The organism is Streptomyces sp. AA1529, assembly GCF_000280905.1.
Lineage (GTDB): Bacteria > Actinomycetota > Actinomycetes > Streptomycetales > Streptomycetaceae > Streptomyces.
This window is the reverse complement of the sequence record NZ_ALAP01000092.1, coordinates 45,636-62,555: the sequence shown is the minus strand read 5'-3', so window position 1 is coordinate 62,555 and position 16,920 is coordinate 45,636. Positions and strand designations below refer to the sequence as shown.

The window sequence follows — 16,920 nt, the reverse complement described above, 5'->3', positions numbered from 1 at the left end:
AGCTGTCACGGCCGGCGCCGGGCGCCGGAGGGCGGCGCCTGTCCGCCGTCCGCGGGGGACGGCTCCGCGCCCGGCCGCCCGGCGGCCGGGAACCGGGCCGCCTGCCGCTCGAGGTGCCTCCCGAGGAAGTCCGCCGCGTCGTCCGGCCGCATGCGCGCCAGGGCCACCAGACCCGTGATGACCACGTCGGCCACTTCCGCGTGCACGTCCTCCCACGCGTGGCTGTACCCCTTGCGCGGGTTCGTGCCCTGGACGCCGATGACCGCCTGGGCGGCCTCGCCCGTCTCCTCCGAGAGCTTGAGCACCTGGAGCGTCCACTGCTGCTCCCGCGTCATGCCCCGCGCTTCGCCGTGCGCGTCGAAGGCGCGGGCGAGCGCGGAGACGACCGGCCAGACATCCTGCGGCCGCCCCCGCTCCCGGCACGCGTCGTCCGGCCCGGGGCGGCCGCTTGCGCCGTCGGCGTCGCCGTCCGGCACGTCCGGCACGTCCGGCACGTCCGGCGCCGCCGGGCCGGCGCCCCCGAGCGGACCGGATCCGCCTCCCGGGACGCGTTCCCGGTGCCGCTCCTGCGATGTGACGTCTCCCAACGGGGGGCTCCTCGGTCGTGCCGCGGTGACCGGCGCTGCCGCGCCCGGCGGGGAGTGCATGCCCGCCGGGCCCCGGCGCCGAACCCGTCAGGGCTACCCCGCCGCGCGGGACATGCTCCGGGTGGACGGGCGGCGCGGCCGCACAGGTGCGGCGCCCGTCGGTGCGGCGACACGCCGACCCGGTGCCGTGCCCGGAGCCGCGCCGTGTTCAGGCCCTTTCCCGGCGGTGGCCGGCCTCGCGCCTCAGCGCCGCGCCCCGGCCAGATCCGCGCGCCCCTCGGTGCGGAACTCCAGCTGTCCGTCCGCCACATCGACCAGCAGCCTGGAGTGCGGCGCCAGATCGCCGCCCAGCAGCATCCGGGACAGCCGGTTGTCGACCTCGCGCTGGATCGTGCGGCGCAGTGGACGGGCGCCGTACTCGGGCTGGTAGCCGCGGTGGGCCAGCCACCCGACGGCTGCGGGGGAGAACTCGATCTCCAGGTCCTGGGCGTGCACCCGGCGCCGGGTCTCCTCCAGCAGCAGGTCGGTGATCTGCCGCAGCTGCGCGTCGTCGAGCTGCCGGAAGACCACGATCTCGTCGATGCGGTTGAGGAATTCGGGGCGGAAGTGTTCGCGCAGCGGCCGCAGCACCCGCTCGCGCCGGGCGCCTTCGTCGGCCTCCTCGCCACCGCCGAATCCGAGCACCGCGCCGCGCCCGGTGATGGCCTCCGAGCCGAGGTTGCTGGTCATCACGATGACGGTGTTGGTGAAGTCGACCGTGCGGCCCTGCGAGTCGGTGAGCCGCCCGTCGTCCAGGACCTGCAGCAGCATGTTGAAGACGTCGGGGTGCGCCTTCTCCACCTCGTCCAGCAGCAGGAGCGAGTACGGGTTGCGCCGCACGGTCTCGGTGAGCTGTCCGGCCTCCTCGTGCCCCACGTATCCCGGCGGGGCGCCCACCAGCCGGCTGACGGTGTGCCGCTCCTGGTACTCGCTCATGTCGAGCCGCACCATCTTCTCGTCCGAGCCGAACAGCGCTTCCGCCAGCGCCCGGGCCAGCTCCGTCTTGCCGACGCCGGTGGGTCCCAGGAAGAGGAAGCTGCCGATCGGCCGCTCCGGACTGGAGAGGCCGGAGCGCGAGCGCAGCACCGCGTCGGCGACGACCGTGACCGCCTCGTCCTGCCCGACGACCCGCCGCTGCAGCCGCTCCTCCAGCCCCAGCAGCCGCTCCTTCTCCTCCTGGGTGAGATTGCTGACGGGGATGCCGGTCTGCTGCGAGACGATGTCGGCGATGTCCTCGACCGTGACCTCCACGATCCGGTGGCCGGAGCGGGTCTCCTGCTTGTGCCCGTCGCGGCCGACCGCCTCCTCCAGCTCCGCGAGCCGGTCCCGCAGCTGGGTGGCCCGCTCGTAGTCCTCCGCGGCCACCGCCTGGTCCTTGTCGCGCCGCACCTGCTCGGCCTCGCGCTCCAGCGCCCGCACGTCCGTGCCGCGGGTCGCGGTGCGCAGCCGCACCCGGGCGCCCGCCTGGTCCAGCAGGTCGATGGCCTTGTCGGGCAGGAAGCGCCCGGTCAGATAGCGGTCGGACAGCTCGACCGCGGCCACGAGTGCCTCGTCGGTGTAGCGCACCTGATGGTGGGCCTCGTAGCGGTCCCGCAGGCCGCGCAGGATCTCGACGGCGTCCGCCGCGGTGGGTTCGGGGACCAGGACCGGCTGGAAGCGGCGGGCCAGCGCCGCGTCCTTCTCGATGTACCGCCGGTGCTCCTCCAGGGTCGTGGCGCCGATGACGTGCAGCTCGCCCCGGGAGAGCGGCGGTTTGAGCATGTTGCTCGCGTCCATCGAGCCGCTCTCCCCGCCGCCTCCGGCCCCGACCACGGTGTGCAGCTCGTCGATGAAGACGATGAGTTCCTCGGTGTGGGCGCGGATCTCGTCGATGATGCCGGTGAGCCGCTCCTCGAAGTCGCCGCGGTAGCGGGTGCCCGCGACGACGCTGCCGAAGTCGAGCTGGACGACCCGCCTGCCCAGCAGGTTGTCGGGTACGTCGCCGTCGGCGATCCGCTGCGCCAGGCCCTCCACGATGGCGGTCTTCCCGACGCCCGCCTCGCCGATCAGCACCGGGTTGTTCTTGCCCCGCCGGGCGAGGACCTCCACGGTCTGCTCGATCTGCTCGTCCCGTCCGATGACCGGGTCGATCCGCCCCTCGCGGGCCAGTTCGGTCAGATCGCGGCTGAACTTGTCGAGTTTGGGGGTGTTGCTGGGGCGCGCCTCCGGACCGCCGCGGACCGGCGCTTCGCCTCCGGCGCCCTGTCCGGTGCCGGAGCCGCCGCCCGATGCGGCCGAACGGGGGTCGAAGTGGGCCGAGTTGAGGATCTGGCCGGCGGTGGAGTCGCGATTGGCGGCGAGCGCGACCAGTACGTGCTCGGCGCCGATGTAGGAGGCGCCGCGGGCGCGGGCGATCTCGTGCGCGTCCATCAGCGCCCGCTTGACCGCGGGGCTGACGGACAGCGAGTTGCGGGGCTGTCCGGTCCCGACCTCGCGGTCGATCTCGGCGACGAGCGCGTCGGGGTCGGCCCCGGCCCGGGAGACCATGCTGCGGGTGGGCTCGGCGGCGAGCGCCGCCCGCAGCAGATGCTCGGTGTCCAGGTCGTCGCTGCCGTGCTCGGCCGCGTAGGAGGCCGCGTCGGAGACGAGCTGCCGTGCGGGCTCGCTCATCAGCCGGAGGAAGTCGTAGTAGCGGGGATCGCTGAACTGTCCGCCGTTCCCGGGCCGGGCTCCGCGCAGGAAGTGCGCGATGAACTCCTCGAACGGGTCCCGACCGAAATCCCCGGGACCCGTGTATCCGCTGGTCATGGTGGATCCGTCCTGCTGGCCCGGCCCGGCCGGGCCACGCTGTGCCGAGTACGGGTGGCTACTGGTGCGGGGGTTCCCAGATGTGCGGGGCTGACACGTGAGCCCGGTGCCGTGGGCGGGGCTGTGCACGGCGCTGCGCCGGAGCGCGCCGCGCTTCCGCGGGGGCGGGGCCGCAGGCGACCGTCGTGCACCGTGCCGTCCGCGCCATCCGCACAGGGCGGTGTGTGGCTGATCCGTTACCCACCGCTGTGTGTGCCGGGTTCGGATTTTCGGGCGCGAGTGGATCGGCCGGTTTGGCTTCCGTCTGCTGCGGTGAGGAGAGAAGTGCAGGTCAGACGGTCATGGTCGATACGGGGACGCTGTGATGAACGTCTCGTTCCGGTTTGCCCGTTGACAGTAATGCTTTCGTAATGAATGACATGAAGGTTTTCGGGCAGCTGCCGCGACAGGCCGAAGACTCCCTTCGACCTGGTGGCCTATGAACCTGACCGCAAAGGATGAACGCGTGGCTGCGCAGACAACGGCCAGAACATCTGACCAAGAGCCGGAGGCCAAGCCTCCGGCGCCACCGAGGGATGGCTCGATCGCGCCGTGGGTCTTCTACCCTTCGGCCGCCGTCATCCTGCTCTTCGTGCTCTACGCCGTCATCGGCCAGGACACGGCCGCTGAGCAGGTGCAGAACGTTCAGGACGAGATCGTCGGCAACCTGAGCTGGTTCTACATGGCTCTGGTCTCGCTCTTCGTGATCTTCGTCATCTGGATCGGGATCGGGCGCTACGGGGACATCAAGCTCGGTAAGGACCATGAGAAGCCGGAGTTCGGCACACTCTCCTGGTTCGCCATGCTGTTCGCCGCCGGCATGGGTATCGGTCTGGTCTTCTGGGGCGTGGCCGAGCCGCTGAACTTCTTCCACGCACCCCGGCCGGGCATCGGCGAGGGAGCGGCAGACCGCGAGCAGTTCGCCATGGTGCAGACGTTCCTGCACTGGGGTATCCACCCCTGGGCGATCTACGTGGTCGTCGGTCTGGCCGTCGCCTACTCGGTGCACCGCAAGGGGCGCCCGGTCTCCATCCGCTGGGCCCTGGAGCCGATCCTCGGCAACAGGGTGAACGGCGTCCTGGGCAACGTCATCGACTCGGTCGCGGTCATCGGCACCCTCTTCGGTGTGGCGACCTCGCTCGGCTTCGGCGTCATGCAGGTCGCCAGCGGAATGAACTTCCTCGGCTGGGTGGACGACCCGAACAGCAAGCTGCTGCTGGTCGTCCTGATCTCCTGCATCACCGGCATCGCCACCGTGTCGGTGGTCACCGGCATCGGCAAGGGCATCAAGTGGCTGTCCAACATCAACATGGGCGTGGCAGCCATCATCATGCTCTTCGTGCTGATCGCCGGGCCGACGGTGTTCCTGCTCAACGGGCTGGCGCAGGACGTCGGCGGGTATCTGCAGAACGTGCTGCAGCTCAGCTTCGACACCGGCGCCGCCCACGGCAAGGAGGGCACCAGCTGGGTCAACGGCTGGACCGTCTTCTACTGGGGCTGGTGGATCTCCTGGGCGCCGTTCGTCGGCATCTTCATCGCCCGCATCTCCCGCGGCCGCACGGTGCGCCAGTTCGTCTGCGGCGTGCTGCTCGTCCCCACTCTGCTGACCTTCGTCTGGTTCGCCATCTTCGGCGGCACCGGCCTCTTCCAGCAGATGAACGACAAGCACGACTACGTCCACGACGGCGCGATCAGCACCAACAACGCGCTGTTCGAGATGCTCGACACGCTGCCCGGTGGCAAGTTCGTCGCCGGTGTGTCGATCCTGCTGATCGTGCTGTTCTTCGTCACCTCCTCGGACTCCGGCTCGTACGTGGTCGACATGCTGGCCTCCGGCGGCGACCCCAACCCGCCGGTCTGGAGCCGGGTGTTCTGGGCGCTCGCCGAGGGTGCCGTCGCCATCGCGCTGCTGCTGGCCTCCGATCTCGGTGCCGGAGCCGCGTCGCTGAACACCTTGAAGACAGCGGCGATCGTCATCGCGCTGCCGTTCAGCATCGTGATGATCGGCATGTGCATCGCCACGCTGAAGTCCTTCCACCAGGAGCGCCAGGCGTACCTGCGGGCCAAGGAGCAGAAGCAGCAGGAGGAGCTGATCGACCAGACCGTGGCCGCGATCGAGGACAGCCTTGAGCACGGCACGCTCTCCGACGCGGTCGAGTCCTCCGCCAAGAGCACGTCCGAAGGCGCCAAGAAGTAGCACCCCGGTGACCGGCGCCGCAGGTGCCGGGTACCGGAAGCCGAGGCCGCAGCCGACGAGGCTGCGGCCTCGGCCGTGCTGCGGCCGGTGCGGTGGCGACGTCCGGGTGGTTCCCGGCCCGCGGGGCAGGTCCGCGCGGCCATCGGGGGTACCGGTTCCGAGGACCGCGGCGCGATTGCTTATCGTCTCCCGGTGCGAACAAACGTCGGATGTGTCTGCGGGGCGGAGTGCTTGCTGTGGTGACCCGGTGGCGGCCTCGTGTGCGGCACCCCGCCCAGATGGTCGTGGTCGGCTTCGCCATGGCGATCGGGATCGGGACCGGTCTGCTGATGCTTCCGGTGGCCAAGGCCGGGACAGGCTCGGCCACCGGGCTGGAGGCGCTGTTCACCTCCACCTCCGCGGTGTGTGTGACGGGGCTGGTCGTGGTCGACACCCCCGGCTACTGGAGCGGGTTCGGGCAGGCGGTGATCCTCGCGCTGATCCAGGTCGGCGGCTTCGGGATCATGACGTTCGCCTCCTGGCTGGTGCTGCTGGTCTCACACCGGATGGGGCTGCGGGCCCGGCTCACCGCCGCGACCGAGACCAAGACCCTGGGCCTGGGCGACGTGCGCACGGTCGTCGTCCGCGTGGTGAAGGTCAGCCTGCTGCTGGAGGCGGTCACCGCGGCGATCCTGGCCGTGCGGTTCGCCACCGCCTACGGCGAGACCCTGCCGCGGGCGGTGTGGCTGGGTGTCTTCCACGCCGTCTCGGCGTTCAACAACGCGGGCTTCGCGCTCTACTCCGACAGCCTGATGGGTTTCGTCACCGACCCGTGGATCTGCCTGCCGCTGTCGGGCGCGGTGATCGCCGGAGGACTCGGCTTCCCGGTGCTGTTCGAGTTGCGCCGCAGATTCCGCAGGCCGCGCACCTGGTCCCTGCACACCAAGATCGTGCTCGGTGCCTCCGCGGTCTTCCTGGCCGGCGGCAGCGCCTTCGTCACCGCCCTCGAATGGGACAACCCGGCGACGCTGGGGCCGCTGGACGTGCCGGGGAAGCTGCTGGCCGGATTCGTCCAGGGCGTCATGCCGCGCACCGCGGGTTTCAACAGCGTCGACACCGGCGCGCTGAGCCCGGCCACCTGGCTGGGCACGGACGTGCTGATGTTCATCGGCGGCGCCAGCGCCGGTACCGCCGGAGGCATCAAGGTCACCACCTTCGCCGTACTGTTCTTCGTGCTCTACGCGGAGATCCGGGGCGAGGGCGCGGTCGACATCTTCCGCCGCCGGCTGCCCGGCGACCTCCAGCGGCAGGCCCTCACGGTGGTGCTGCTCTCGGTGGCCGCCGTCGCCACCTCGACGCTGGTCTTCATGGTCTTCACCGACTTCAGCCTGGACCAGTCGCTGTTCGAGGTGACCTCGGCCTTCGCCACCGTCGGGCTCTCGACCGGCATCACCTCCGGGCTGCCCGGGGGTGAGCAGATCCTGCTGACGGTACTGATGTTCATCGGGCGGCTCGGCCCGATCACCGTCGCCTCCGCGCTGGCCCTGCGGCTGCGCGTCCGTATGTACGACCTTCCCGAGGAGCGACCCGTCATTGGCTAGGAAGCGCAGCAACCGGAACCGCCGCGGCTCCCACCACGAATCCGTGGTGGTCATCGGGCTCGGCCGGTTCGGCCGGTCCCTGGCACTCGAACTCGTGGACGAGGACACCGAGGTCCTGGGTATCGACGAGAACCCCGAGGTCGTCCAGTCCCTCTCCGGCTCGCTCACCCACACCGTGCGCGCCGACTCCACGAAGGAGGACGCCCTGCGGCAGCTCGCGGTCCACGAGTTCGACCGGGCCGTCGTCGCCATCGGCAGCGATCTGGAGGCCAGCATCCTCACCGCGTCGCTGCTGATCTCGTTCGGAATCGAGAACGTGTGGGCGAAGGCCACCAGCGAAGCCCACGGCCGCATCCTCACCCAGCTCGGTGTCCAGCACGTCGTCTTCCCCGAGCACGACATGGGGCAGCGCGTCGCGCACCTCGTCCGCGGCGGCATGCTCGACTACATCGAGTTCGAGGACGACTTCGCCATGGTCAAGACCACCCCGCCGCCCGATGTCCTCGACATCCCGCTGTCCAGCAGCGCCGTCCGCACCCGCTACGGCATCACCGTCGTCGCCATCAAACGGCCCGGCGAGGGCTTCAGCTACGCCACACCCGACACGGTGGTCCAGGCGGACGACACCCTCATCGTGGCCGGACGCACCCGGGCGACCGAACGCTTCAGCGAACGGCGCTGAGCCGGCGCGGCAGCCGGAGACCGACAGTTCCGGCAGGCTGGGCAGCGCCGGAACTGTCGGCCCGCGCAGCCTAGGGCCCGCACGGCCCCGGACGAAGAGGACGCACCGGCAGCCTCCGGATCGCCGCCCGCACGCGGGGCGGCCGTCACTCCCGCGGGTGCGGCTTCCGGGAGCCGCGGTCCCCTCCCTCGGCACTCTCCGCCCCCTCCGGCGGACCGGGCCGATCCGCGGTCCCGCGCGCCGGGCTGTCCGCCGAGACGGGGGTCCGCCGGACGGCCCGGGCCAGCCGGTGTGCGCAGGTCCGTGCGGCCCACTGCAGCAGCGCGCACACCCCCAGGACGCCGACGGCTGCCGCGGCGTCCAGCCAGAAGTGGTTGGCGGTCACCACGATCACGGCAAGGGTCAGCAGCGGGTGGACGATCACCAGCCAGCGCACCCGCCGGCGGCTCACCCGGATGACGACAGCGGCGACGAGGACCGCCCAGGCCACGTGCACGGACGGGACGGCCGACAGCTCGTCGGCCACCACGCTGCCCGGACCGCTGCCGTAGACCGACTGCCCGTAGCGTTCGGCCGTGTCGGCGAAGCCGAGCCGGGTCAGCAGCCGCGGCGGTGCCACCGCGACCAGCTGGATCAGCAGGGAGACCACCGTGACCAGGACGACATAGGTGCGCACCCGGCCGTAGGAGTCCCGGTGCCGCCAGAACAGCCAGACCAGCAGCGCCGCCATCGCCCCGAAGTGCATCACCGCGTAGTAGAAGTTGGCGGCCTGCACCAGCCACGGATGGGGCAGCACGGCCTGCTGCCAGTCCACCTCGTCCGGCAGGCGCAGACGCTGCTCCCAGTGGTAGATCCACCGCGCCCGCTCCAGGGCCGGCCGCAGGTTCCCCGCCGACATGCGGGCCGGGATCTGCCAGATCAGGAAGACCGTGGAGACGAGCGCCGCCTCGCGCAGCAGCACCGGCGCCCGCGGCCAGCGCCAGTGCCACACCGGCAGGCTCAGCGCCAGGAGGATCAGCGGTACGCCCGCCGACAGCAGCCACGCCGAGGCTCCTCCCACCGTCAACGGCTCCCACTCCTTCCAGACCCGCGGCGCTCCGGCGCCCCGCCCGGGCCCCGCGCTGCCGCCGCCCCGGTCCCGGCCACTGCGCACGGTGGCGCGGAACGCAGACGCCGCCCCGGACGCTTGGTCGGTACCCCACCGCTGCCGCGTCTGCCGACCAGGGCACCCGAAAAGCGGACATCAGGTGCCGCGACTCGCTCCTTGGGGGCAGCCGCTGCGGCATCCGGCCCAGGAGGCCGCAGCGGCTGCCGCCGCGCCGACGGCCGGACCTGACGCGGTGCGGTGCGGCCCGGCCGCCACGACCGGGATGCGTCAGAATGTCCGCGACGGGAGCGAGGTGGCGATGGTCGTGCGTGCGCCGTTGGCGGTCTTCGATCTGGACGGGACGCTGGCCGATGTCCGGCACCGGTTGCCCTTCCTGCAGCGGCGGCCACGGGACTGGGACGCGTTCTTCCGCGCCGCCGCTGACGATCCGCCGCTGGTCAAGGGGGTGGCGCTGGCCCTGGAGACGGCCGAGCGGTGCGAACTGGCCTACCTCACCGGGCGCCCGGAGCACTGCCGGACGGATTCGGTGCAGTGGCTGCGGCAGCACGGGCTCCCCGCCGGGCGGCTCCTGATGCGCGCGCGGGACGACCGCCGCCCGGGCCGGGTCGTCAAGCCCGAACTGCTGCGCCTGCTGGCCAGGGAGCGCACGGTGGCCCTGGTGGTCGACGACGACGAGCAGGTGGTGGCCGCGTACCGCCGGGCGGGCTTCCAGGTGGTCCTCGCCGATTGGATGGCGGCACCGGCGGCACTGGAGGCGGCGCAGGAGCGAGAGGGGCGTACCTGAGCCCGGGGTCGCGCCGCGTTCTCCGGACCGGGGCCGCTGCATCCCGAGGCGGGCTGACCGGGGGCCGACAGGCGGCCCGCACCGGTCGACCGGCATGGTCGGCAACTGGTGGCCCGGCCCGCTCGGCGTTCCCCGGCCGCGCCCGAGGCCGGGCGGGGCGCCGGCCGCGCGCCGACGGTGCGCCCGCCATCCGGTGCCGGAGGGCGCTGCTGCGGCCCTCGGGGGAGTCCGCCGCCGACGGCTGTCACACCGGTGGGAGAGGGTCACCCGGTAGCGGTGCGGCAGGCGGCGCGTGCGGCGGCCGGGGTGTCCGGCAGCCGGGTGTGTATCTCGAAGGTACCGGCCAGCCGGGCGTGTTCCAGGATCCGCAGGAAGCGGTTGCTGTCGCAGACCAGCCGGAGGCGACCGTGCCGTGCCGCGGTGCGGTTCCTGGCCCGGCACAGCAGACTCAGCCCGCTGCAGTCCATGAAGGAGACCGGTCGCAGATCCAGCACCAGGTCGGGTCGCGGGCCCGCGGTCAGCGCGTCCAGCCGGGAGGCGAGCAGCGGTGCCGTGCTGATGTCGAGCTCTCCGCCCACTTCCAGCACGGTCACGCCGCCGTCGACGCGTTCCCTGTGGCAGTGCGCGGACTCGGGGGAGTTCTCGGACATGAGTCCAGGTAAGCGCGGGGACCGGCCGCCGGATAGGGCCGGTCGGTCCCGCGCCTGTGTTCGAGACGGTGCGGGGCCGACCGGGCCCGTCGCCGCACGGCGGAGCGGGGCCGCTCGCCGCGAATCGGGGACCGACCGGCCCTCACCGCGGTCCCGCGCCCCGGGCAGGCTGGAGACCACCCGGCCGGCACATCCCGACGACGGAGTGGACATGTATCCGAACGACGGCTTCCGTGAACTGGGCCGGCGGGAGTGCTTCCGCCGGCTGGCCTCGGCGCGGCTCGGCCGCCTCGTCCACACCCGCCACGCACTCCCCGCCGTGCTGCCGGTCACCTTCCGCCTGGACCACGACGGGGCCGTGCTGCTGCGGACACCGGCCGCCTCCGAACTGGCGCGTGCGATCGACCAGGTGGTGGTGGCGTTCGAGGCGGACGACGTCGACGAGCGGGCGACGTCCGGCTGGAGCGTCGTCGTCACCGGGCGCGCCGCGGTGGTCACCGATCCTCTCGAACAGGCCCGGCTCCGGCGGAACGGCCCGGGCTCCTGGACACCCTGGGCCGAGGGGCTCTTCGTACGCGTCGAGCCCGCGCTGGTCGCCGGGCGCGAACTGGCAGGCCGCCCGGCCGAGGTGTGCGGCACCGGCCCGGCGCCGCCTCCGCCCGGGTAGCGGGGCCGGACGGCCCCGCGCAACAGGGCCGCCCGGCCCCGTCGCGGCGCCCCACCGTGCCCCTGCCGCCGCCGTGGCCGGCGGCGGACCATCGGCGGCGGCAGGGGCGACGGACCCGCCGCCCGCAACCCGGCGCGCACCGGCGCCGGTTCTGCCGTACTCGCGCACCGTCGGCACCGCGACGGTGCCGCACCGGGGAGGGGACTGCCATGACCGCTCCGTACGTGCTCGTCGGGGTGGACGGTTCAGCGGTCGCGGTACGGGCACTGGACCGGGCCGCGGACGAGGCCGCCCGCCGCCGCACCGCGCTCCGCCTCGTGTACGCGGTTCCCGACCGTGACGAGGCCGCGCCCGTGCTGGCATCGGCCCGCACCCGGCTGCGGGCCCGCCATCCCGGCCTGCCGGTGGCCGCCACGGCCGCCGGGGGCGGTGCGGTACGTGCGCTGGTCCGCGAGAGTGCCGGAGCCTCCCTCACCGTGGTCGGCGCCGGGGGCCTCGGCGCCGTCGCCGGTGCCCTGTTCGGGTCGGTGAGCCTGCGGCTGGCCGCCCGCCCGCCCGGCCCGCTGCTGGTCGTACGCGGGGCTCGGACCCGGGACGAGGGATGCGCGGTACTGCTCGGCCTGGAGAGCGACGCCGAAGCCGACGCCGCGGCCTACGCCTTCGCCGAGGCGGAGCGGCGCGGCGCCCGGCTGCGGGTCTTCCCGAACTCCCGCACCGCGACCTGGGCCGGCCGCCCGGATCCCGTACGGGCCCTGCTGGCGGCCACCCGCGAGGCGTCCGTCGCCGTCGTCGGGGCGCACCGGCGCACCCACCGGTTCGGCCCGCCGCTGGGGCAGGTCGCGCACGCGCTGCTGCACCACTCGCACTGCCCGGTGCTCGTGGTCCCGGCGCCACCGGTGTAGCCGCCGTCGCGGCCCCCGGCCCCCGGCCCCCGGCCCCCGGCCCCCGGATCCCGGGGCGCCGGCAACCGTCCGTACCGCCGGAGGAGGCCCCCAGCAGGCCCTGCGGCGCCGGTTGTCCGGGCGCCCCGCCGGCCGTCCGCGGTTCCGGCCCCGGGGCGGGCCGGGCTCCGGCATCATCGGTGCGCCCCCGTCCGGCACGCGGCATCAGGGCCGTCCGGCCCTCGCGTTGCGGGCCGGAAGTGCGCAAGGATCCGGAGGGAGGCCCGCACACCGCGGCGCCGGACGGCACCGGCCGCGGGAGCTCGGCACGCGGGAACCACGGGAACACGAGGAGCATGCGATGGCGGACGGCGACCGTCCCGGACCCGGCGAGCCCACTCGGGTCTTTCTGCTGGACGACCACGAAGTGGTGCGGCGCGGTATGCACGATCTGCTCGACGACGAGCCCGACATCGACGTGGTGGGGGAGGCCGCAACGGCCGAGCAGGCCCTGGCGCGGGTGCCCGCTCTCGCCCCGGACGTGGCGGTGCTCGACGTCCGCCTCCCGGACGGCGACGGCGTGCGCGTCTGCCGCGAACTGCGCTCCCGGCTGCCCGGCCTGGCGTGCCTGATGCTGACCTCGTTCGACGACGAGGAGGCGCTGCTGGACTCGGTCATGGCCGGAGCGTCCGGGTACGTGCTGAAGCAGATCCAGGGCTCTGACCTGGTGTCGGCGGTGCGGACCGTCGCACAGGGCCAGTCGCTGCTGGACCCGCGCGCGGCGGCCCGGCTGATGGACCGGCTGCGCGGCGGGCCGCAGGAGGAGCCGGACGCGCTGCTGGGGCTCACCGACCGGGAGCGGGAGATCCTGGCCCTGATCGGTGAGGGACTCACCAACCGGCAGATCGGCCGTCGGCTCTACCTGGCCGAGAAGACGGTGAAGAACCACATCTCCCGACTGCTGGCCAAACTGGGGGTGGAGCGGCGGGTCCAGGCGGCCGTCATCGCCACCCAGGCCCGGCATCGGACGGCACCGGAGCGCTGAGCGGCCCCGCCGCCCGACGGGCGCCCGGTACCGCCCCCCGCCGACGGCCGCTACCGTGGTGCGCAAGCACGACGGCCGCCGCCCCGCGGCACGGTCCAGCGGAGGTGGAGGAGCACCGGTGGGAGACTCCGAGGAGGCCCGCGAACCCCGCCTGCGGCTGCCGCAGCTGCGCCTCGACGAACTGCTGGAGGAGTTGCAGGCCCGGCTCGACGCGGCCCGCGGCACCCGGGACCGGGTGCACAATCTGCTGGCGGCGGTGCTCTCGGTCGGCCGCGAACTGGACCTGGAACAGGCGCTGCGCGGCATCGTGCAGGCGGCCGCCGTCCTGGTGGACGCCGAGTACGCCGCGCTGGGGGTCATCGGCCCGGACGGCAGGCGGCTCTCCGAGTTCCTCACCGTGGGTGTCTCCGACGAGCAGATCGCCGGGATCGGTCCGTTCCCGGAGGGGCACGGGATTCTGGGGGAACTGATCCGCCATCCGGAGCCGCTGCGGCTGCCGAAGCTCTCCGCGCACCCCGCCTCCTACGGATTCCCGCCGCACCACCCACCGATGAACACGTTCCTGGGCGTTCCGATCCGGGTGCGGGACCAGGTCTTCGGCAATCTCTACCTGACCGAGAAGCGGGGTGGCGCGCAGTTCGACGAGGAGGACGAGTCGGTCCTCTCCACCCTGGCCGTGGCGGCCGGGGTCGCCATCGACAACGCCCGGCTCTATGAGGAGTCCCGGCTGCGCGAGCGCTGGTTGCAGGCGAGTGCGGAGATCACCCACAACCTGATGTCCGGCAGCGACCGCGGCCAGGTTCTCGGGCTGATCGCCGAACGCGCCCGGGAGATCACCGCGGCGGCGCTGGCCGTGGTCGCGGTGCCGATGGAGGGGACCGACGCGCTCACCGTCGAACTGGCCATCGGGCTCCAGGCGGAGGCGTACCGCGGGCTGGTGCTGCCCGCCGGGGACGGCCTGATCGGGCGGGCCTTCGAGAGCGCCGCCGCGGTCTCGGCCCCGGACCTCTCCGGCACCGGCGGGGGCACGACCGGTCCTCCTCCCGCCGCGGGCGAGGGACAGGGGCCGGGCGGCGGGCTCCCGTCGGCTGGGCTCGGCGCTGCTGTGGCCGTGCCCATCGGCTCCGGTGACCGCGTACGGGGCGTCGTGCTGCTGGTCCGGGCGGCGGGCCGGACCCCCTTCTCGGAGAAGGAGACCGAGCCGCTGCGCGGATTCGCGGCCCAGGCCGCCGTCGCCATGGAGTTGGCCGAACGCCGCCGGGACGCCGAGGAGATCGCGGTGCTCCAGGACCGCGACCGCATCGCCCGTGATCTGCACGACCTGGCGATCCAGCGGCTGTTCGCCACCGGGATGACGCTGCAGAGCGCGGGGCGCTTCATCGACCACGCGGAGGCGTCCGAGCGGGTGCTGCGTGCGGTGGACGATCTGGACGAGACCATCAAGATCATCAGAACCACCATCTTCGGCCTGCGGGCGCGGGAGGACGCGGCCGGATCCGGCCTGCGTGCCCGCGCGGTGCGTGCGGTGGGCGAGGCGGCTCCCGTGCTCGGCTTCCCGCCGAGCCTGCGGATGGAGGGGCTGCTGGACACCCAGGTGTCCGGCGAGGTCGCCGACCACGTGGTGGCCGTCCTCTCCGAGGCCCTGACCAACACGGCGCGGCACGCGGGTGCGAGCCGGGCCGAAGTGGTGCTGGAGACCGACGGGCAGCAGCTGCGGCTGGCGGTCTCGGACGACGGCAGGGGGATCCCGCCCGGCGGCCGGCGCAGCGGACTGCGCAACATGGCCGAGCGGGCCCGGCAGTTGGGCGGCGAGCTGGAGCTGGCCGGTCCCCCGTCGGGCGGCGCCGCACTGGTGTGGCGGGTGCCCCTCCACGGCCCTGGGGCTCCGGCTCGGACACCCCCTCGCGAAGCAGGCCGCGGGGTAGCCTGACGAGCCCCGTTTCTCTGTCCCCGGCACCGTCGGGGGCCGGATCGAGTGGCCGTGGTCCAAGGAGCGGACACGCGGCACGGGTGGTCGCCGGGGCAACTGTCGGCGAACCGGACACCTGCGGACGGCGACCGGGACGTGGTGGCCGACCGGAGCGCTGATCCACCGGCATGCGGAGAGCGGAACGTCCGCGGCTGTGCCCCGCTCACCTCCTGTTCCCCGTCCGGGACCCCGGCGACGAGCGGGGGACTCCCTCGGCACTGCACGGACGCCGGGGCTGGGGGAGAGTGCGGGGGACTCTTCGCCCTGGGCGGACTCCTGGCTGCCAGGACACCCTTCGCCGAGCGGCGGGCCGGCGGCTTCGGGCTTCCGCACGGCGCAGGCCATGGCAGCGAGCACGGTCACGCCGCCCGAGAACGCGAAGCACACCCCGAGCGGCAGCCGTGCTGCCAGCAGACCGGCCGTCGCCGTGCCGCCGGAAATTCCCGCATTCACCGCGGTGTTGACCCAGACACCCGCCCGGGTGCGGCGCTCCCGCGGTGCCGCCTCGTCGGCCAGCAGATACGCCGTGGTGAGCGCCGGAGCCACGAAGAATCCCGCACACGCCACCGCGACGGTCAAAGTCCCCACGCCCGGTGCGAGCCCCGCGGCGGCCAGCGCGAGACCGAGTACGACTGCCAGCCGCGGCAGTCGTACTCGGGCCCCGGCCTGCCAGCTGACGGCACCGTTCAGCAGCCCGCCGATCGTGCTGCCCGCCGAGAGGGCCGCGAGTACCCAGGCGGCCATGTCGTCACCGTGCTGGTGCGCCGTCACGAACGCGAGGACCAGCAGATCCATGGCGCCGAGGGACAGCCCGACCCCGGCCGCCACCACGACGGGCGTCAGCAGCGCCCGCGTCCCCCGCACCCGTGCCCCGGAGTGTGCCGTCCCTTCGGCTTCGGCAGCGGCAGCGGCAGCGGCGGGCCGTACGTCCCGCACGGCCGGTGACATGACGAAGGCGAGGGTCCCGCCGCCCACCAGCAGCGCGCTCACCACGATCCCGGCCGCCGGAGGAGCGATCTGCACCAGCGCGCCGACCAGCAGTGGCCCGGACACGAGCAGCACCTCCTCCGCGACGCCGTCCAGGCTGTATGCGCGTTGCAACAGTGCCGGTTCGCCGGTGAGTTCGCACCAGACGGCCCGCATCGAGGGGCCGAGCGGAGGCATCGCGGCGCCCGCGGCTGCGGCGATGGTGCCCAGCGGAAGGACGGGGGCCCCTGGCTGCCAGGAGGCCGCCGCGAGGGCGCCCAGGAGCCCCGCGTAGAGCAGGGCCATCGGCAGAAGTGCGAGGCGTGGGCCGTGGCGGTCGACGAGGGCCGCCCGAACCGGGGCCAGGATGACACCGGTGGCGCCGAACAGTGCCGTGATCGTGCCCGCGACGGCATACGAGCCGGTGGCCCGGGTCACCGTCAGCATCACGGAGAGGGCGAGCATTCCGTAGGAGAGCCGCCCGAGCAGGGCGGCAGCGAAGGTGCGGCGGGCGTACGGAAGGCGGAGCACGGCGGCGTAGGAGAGCCGCCCTCGGTCAGACGCAGACACGGAATGTTCCTCGGTCGAGGCGGAAGGAAGACGCCGGAGTGCCGCGAGCACCGGATGCGGGTCGCGGGTCTGCGCTTGCCTATGCCAGGAGGAGGAGCATGAGGCTCAATGTAGCAGCGGGCACCGGGAGAAGTCAGCGGCCCCGGGGGAGCGTGGAGCGGTGCGCGCCGTCGCCCCGGTCCCGGGCCTGCCGACGGCGGGTCTGCTGGGTGGTCGTCTGAGCCAGGTGTCCGGCGGCATCGACGCGCCGTCCGGCGGCTGGGCTGCCCCGGCCCTTCGCGGTCGGGTGCGGGCATCCAGTCGGACGCCGGGCCGTCGCCGGGCCGCGCAGCCCGGGCCCGGGCCCCGTGCAACCCCGGACACGCGGAA

General features: G+C 73.4%; 12 protein-coding genes and 1 pseudogene. 8 read left to right on the top strand and 5 right to left on the bottom strand.

The features are described from left to right. Window positions 1-5: 5 nt before the first annotated feature. Window positions 6-587: a MazG-like family protein gene (locus A949_RS39670; RefSeq protein ID WP_019359004.1), complete on the bottom strand. Its 582-nt coding sequence runs from the start codon at window positions 585-587 to the stop codon at window positions 6-8. A gap of 243 nt (window positions 588-830) precedes the next feature. Further along, complete coding sequence (locus tag A949_RS0126135) at window positions 831-3,413, bottom strand: ATP-dependent Clp protease ATP-binding subunit (protein ID WP_019359003.1); 2,583 nt, start codon at window positions 3,411-3,413, stop codon at window positions 831-833. Between the two features lie 505 nt (window positions 3,414-3,918). On the opposite strand from A949_RS0126135, the gene A949_RS0126130 reads away from it, so the two are divergent. The 3 genes from A949_RS0126130 to A949_RS0126120 all read left to right on the top strand — a co-directional run bounded on the left by A949_RS0126130 (window position 3,919) and on the right by A949_RS0126120 (window position 7,911). Beyond that, on the top strand, window positions 3,919-5,649 hold the full coding sequence (locus A949_RS0126130) for a BCCT family transporter (protein ID WP_237735910.1): 1,731 nt from the start codon (window positions 3,919-3,921) through the stop codon (window positions 5,647-5,649). 260 nt (window positions 5,650-5,909) lie between these two features. Beyond that, window positions 5,910-7,229 carry a TrkH family potassium uptake protein gene (locus A949_RS0126125; RefSeq protein ID WP_019359001.1) on the top strand — a complete coding sequence of 440 codons (1,320 nt, stop codon included), beginning with the start codon at window positions 5,910-5,912 and terminating at the stop codon, window positions 7,227-7,229. After that, a complete protein-coding gene (locus A949_RS0126120) occupies window positions 7,222-7,911 on the top strand; it encodes a potassium channel family protein (RefSeq protein WP_106428914.1) in 690 nt (229 codons plus the stop codon). The genes A949_RS0126125 and A949_RS0126120 overlap by 8 nt, the downstream gene beginning before the upstream one ends. Before the next feature lie 145 nt (window positions 7,912-8,056). Here the strand turns inward: A949_RS0126120 and A949_RS0126115 are convergent, their stop codons facing one another. Next, window positions 8,057-8,971 (bottom strand): phosphatase PAP2 family protein, encoded by a 915-nt coding sequence (locus A949_RS0126115; RefSeq protein WP_106428923.1) that lies wholly within the window; start codon window positions 8,969-8,971, stop codon window positions 8,057-8,059. A 346-nt stretch (window positions 8,972-9,317) separates the two neighbouring features. Between A949_RS0126115 and A949_RS0126110 the strand changes: the two genes are divergently transcribed. Beyond that, window positions 9,318-9,803, top strand: coding sequence for a phosphatase domain-containing protein (locus tag A949_RS0126110; RefSeq protein WP_019358998.1), 486 nt, complete (start codon window positions 9,318-9,320; stop codon window positions 9,801-9,803). 263 nt (window positions 9,804-10,066) lie between these two features. On the opposite strand, the gene A949_RS0126105 is transcribed toward A949_RS0126110, so the two are convergent. After that, a complete protein-coding gene (locus A949_RS0126105; RefSeq protein WP_019358997.1) occupies window positions 10,067-10,453 on the bottom strand; it encodes an STAS domain-containing protein in 387 nt (128 codons plus the stop codon). Between the two features lie 211 nt (window positions 10,454-10,664). Between A949_RS0126105 and A949_RS0126100 the strand changes: the two genes are divergently transcribed. From A949_RS0126100 to A949_RS0126085, 4 genes are all read left to right on the top strand, one after another. Beyond that, window positions 10,665-11,120 carry a pyridoxamine 5'-phosphate oxidase family protein gene (locus tag A949_RS0126100; RefSeq protein ID WP_019358996.1) on the top strand — a complete coding sequence of 152 codons (456 nt, stop codon included), beginning with the start codon at window positions 10,665-10,667 and terminating at the stop codon, window positions 11,118-11,120. Between the two features lie 209 nt (window positions 11,121-11,329). Next, on the top strand, window positions 11,330-12,022 hold the full coding sequence (locus A949_RS0126095) for a universal stress protein (protein ID WP_019358995.1): 693 nt from the start codon (window positions 11,330-11,332) through the stop codon (window positions 12,020-12,022). Between the two features lie 340 nt (window positions 12,023-12,362). Continuing rightward, window positions 12,363-13,046: a response regulator gene (locus A949_RS0126090; protein WP_019358994.1), complete on the top strand. Its 684-nt coding sequence runs from the start codon at window positions 12,363-12,365 to the stop codon at window positions 13,044-13,046. A gap of 118 nt (window positions 13,047-13,164) precedes the next feature. Continuing rightward, window positions 13,165-14,976, top strand: coding sequence for a GAF domain-containing sensor histidine kinase (locus A949_RS0126085; RefSeq protein ID WP_019358993.1), 1,812 nt, complete (start codon window positions 13,165-13,167; stop codon window positions 14,974-14,976). A 351-nt stretch (window positions 14,977-15,327) separates the two neighbouring features. Here the strand turns inward: A949_RS0126085 and A949_RS39310 are convergent. After that, a pseudogene (locus A949_RS39310) lies at window positions 15,328-16,551 on the bottom strand (MFS transporter); the annotation flags it as partial. Between the last annotated feature and the right edge of the window lie 369 nt (window positions 16,552-16,920).

Excerpts from the sequence above, each read along its gene's own strand:
- A949_RS0126135 (WP_019359003.1), bottom strand. The coding sequence starts at position 3,413 with ATGACCAGCGGATACACGGGTCCCGGGGATTTCGGTCGGGACCCGTTC.
- A949_RS0126110 (WP_019358998.1), top strand. The coding sequence starts at position 9,318 with ATGGTCGTGCGTGCGCCGTTGGCGGTCTTCGATCTGGACGGGACGCTG.
- A949_RS0126105 (WP_019358997.1), bottom strand. The coding sequence starts at position 10,453 with ATGTCCGAGAACTCCCCCGAGTCCGCGCACTGCCACAGGGAACGCGTC.
- A949_RS0126100 (WP_019358996.1), top strand. The coding sequence starts at position 10,665 with ATGTATCCGAACGACGGCTTCCGTGAACTGGGCCGGCGGGAGTGCTTC.
- A949_RS0126095 (WP_019358995.1), top strand. The coding sequence starts at position 11,330 with ATGACCGCTCCGTACGTGCTCGTCGGGGTGGACGGTTCAGCGGTCGCG.
- A949_RS0126090 (WP_019358994.1), top strand. The coding sequence starts at position 12,363 with ATGGCGGACGGCGACCGTCCCGGACCCGGCGAGCCCACTCGGGTCTTT.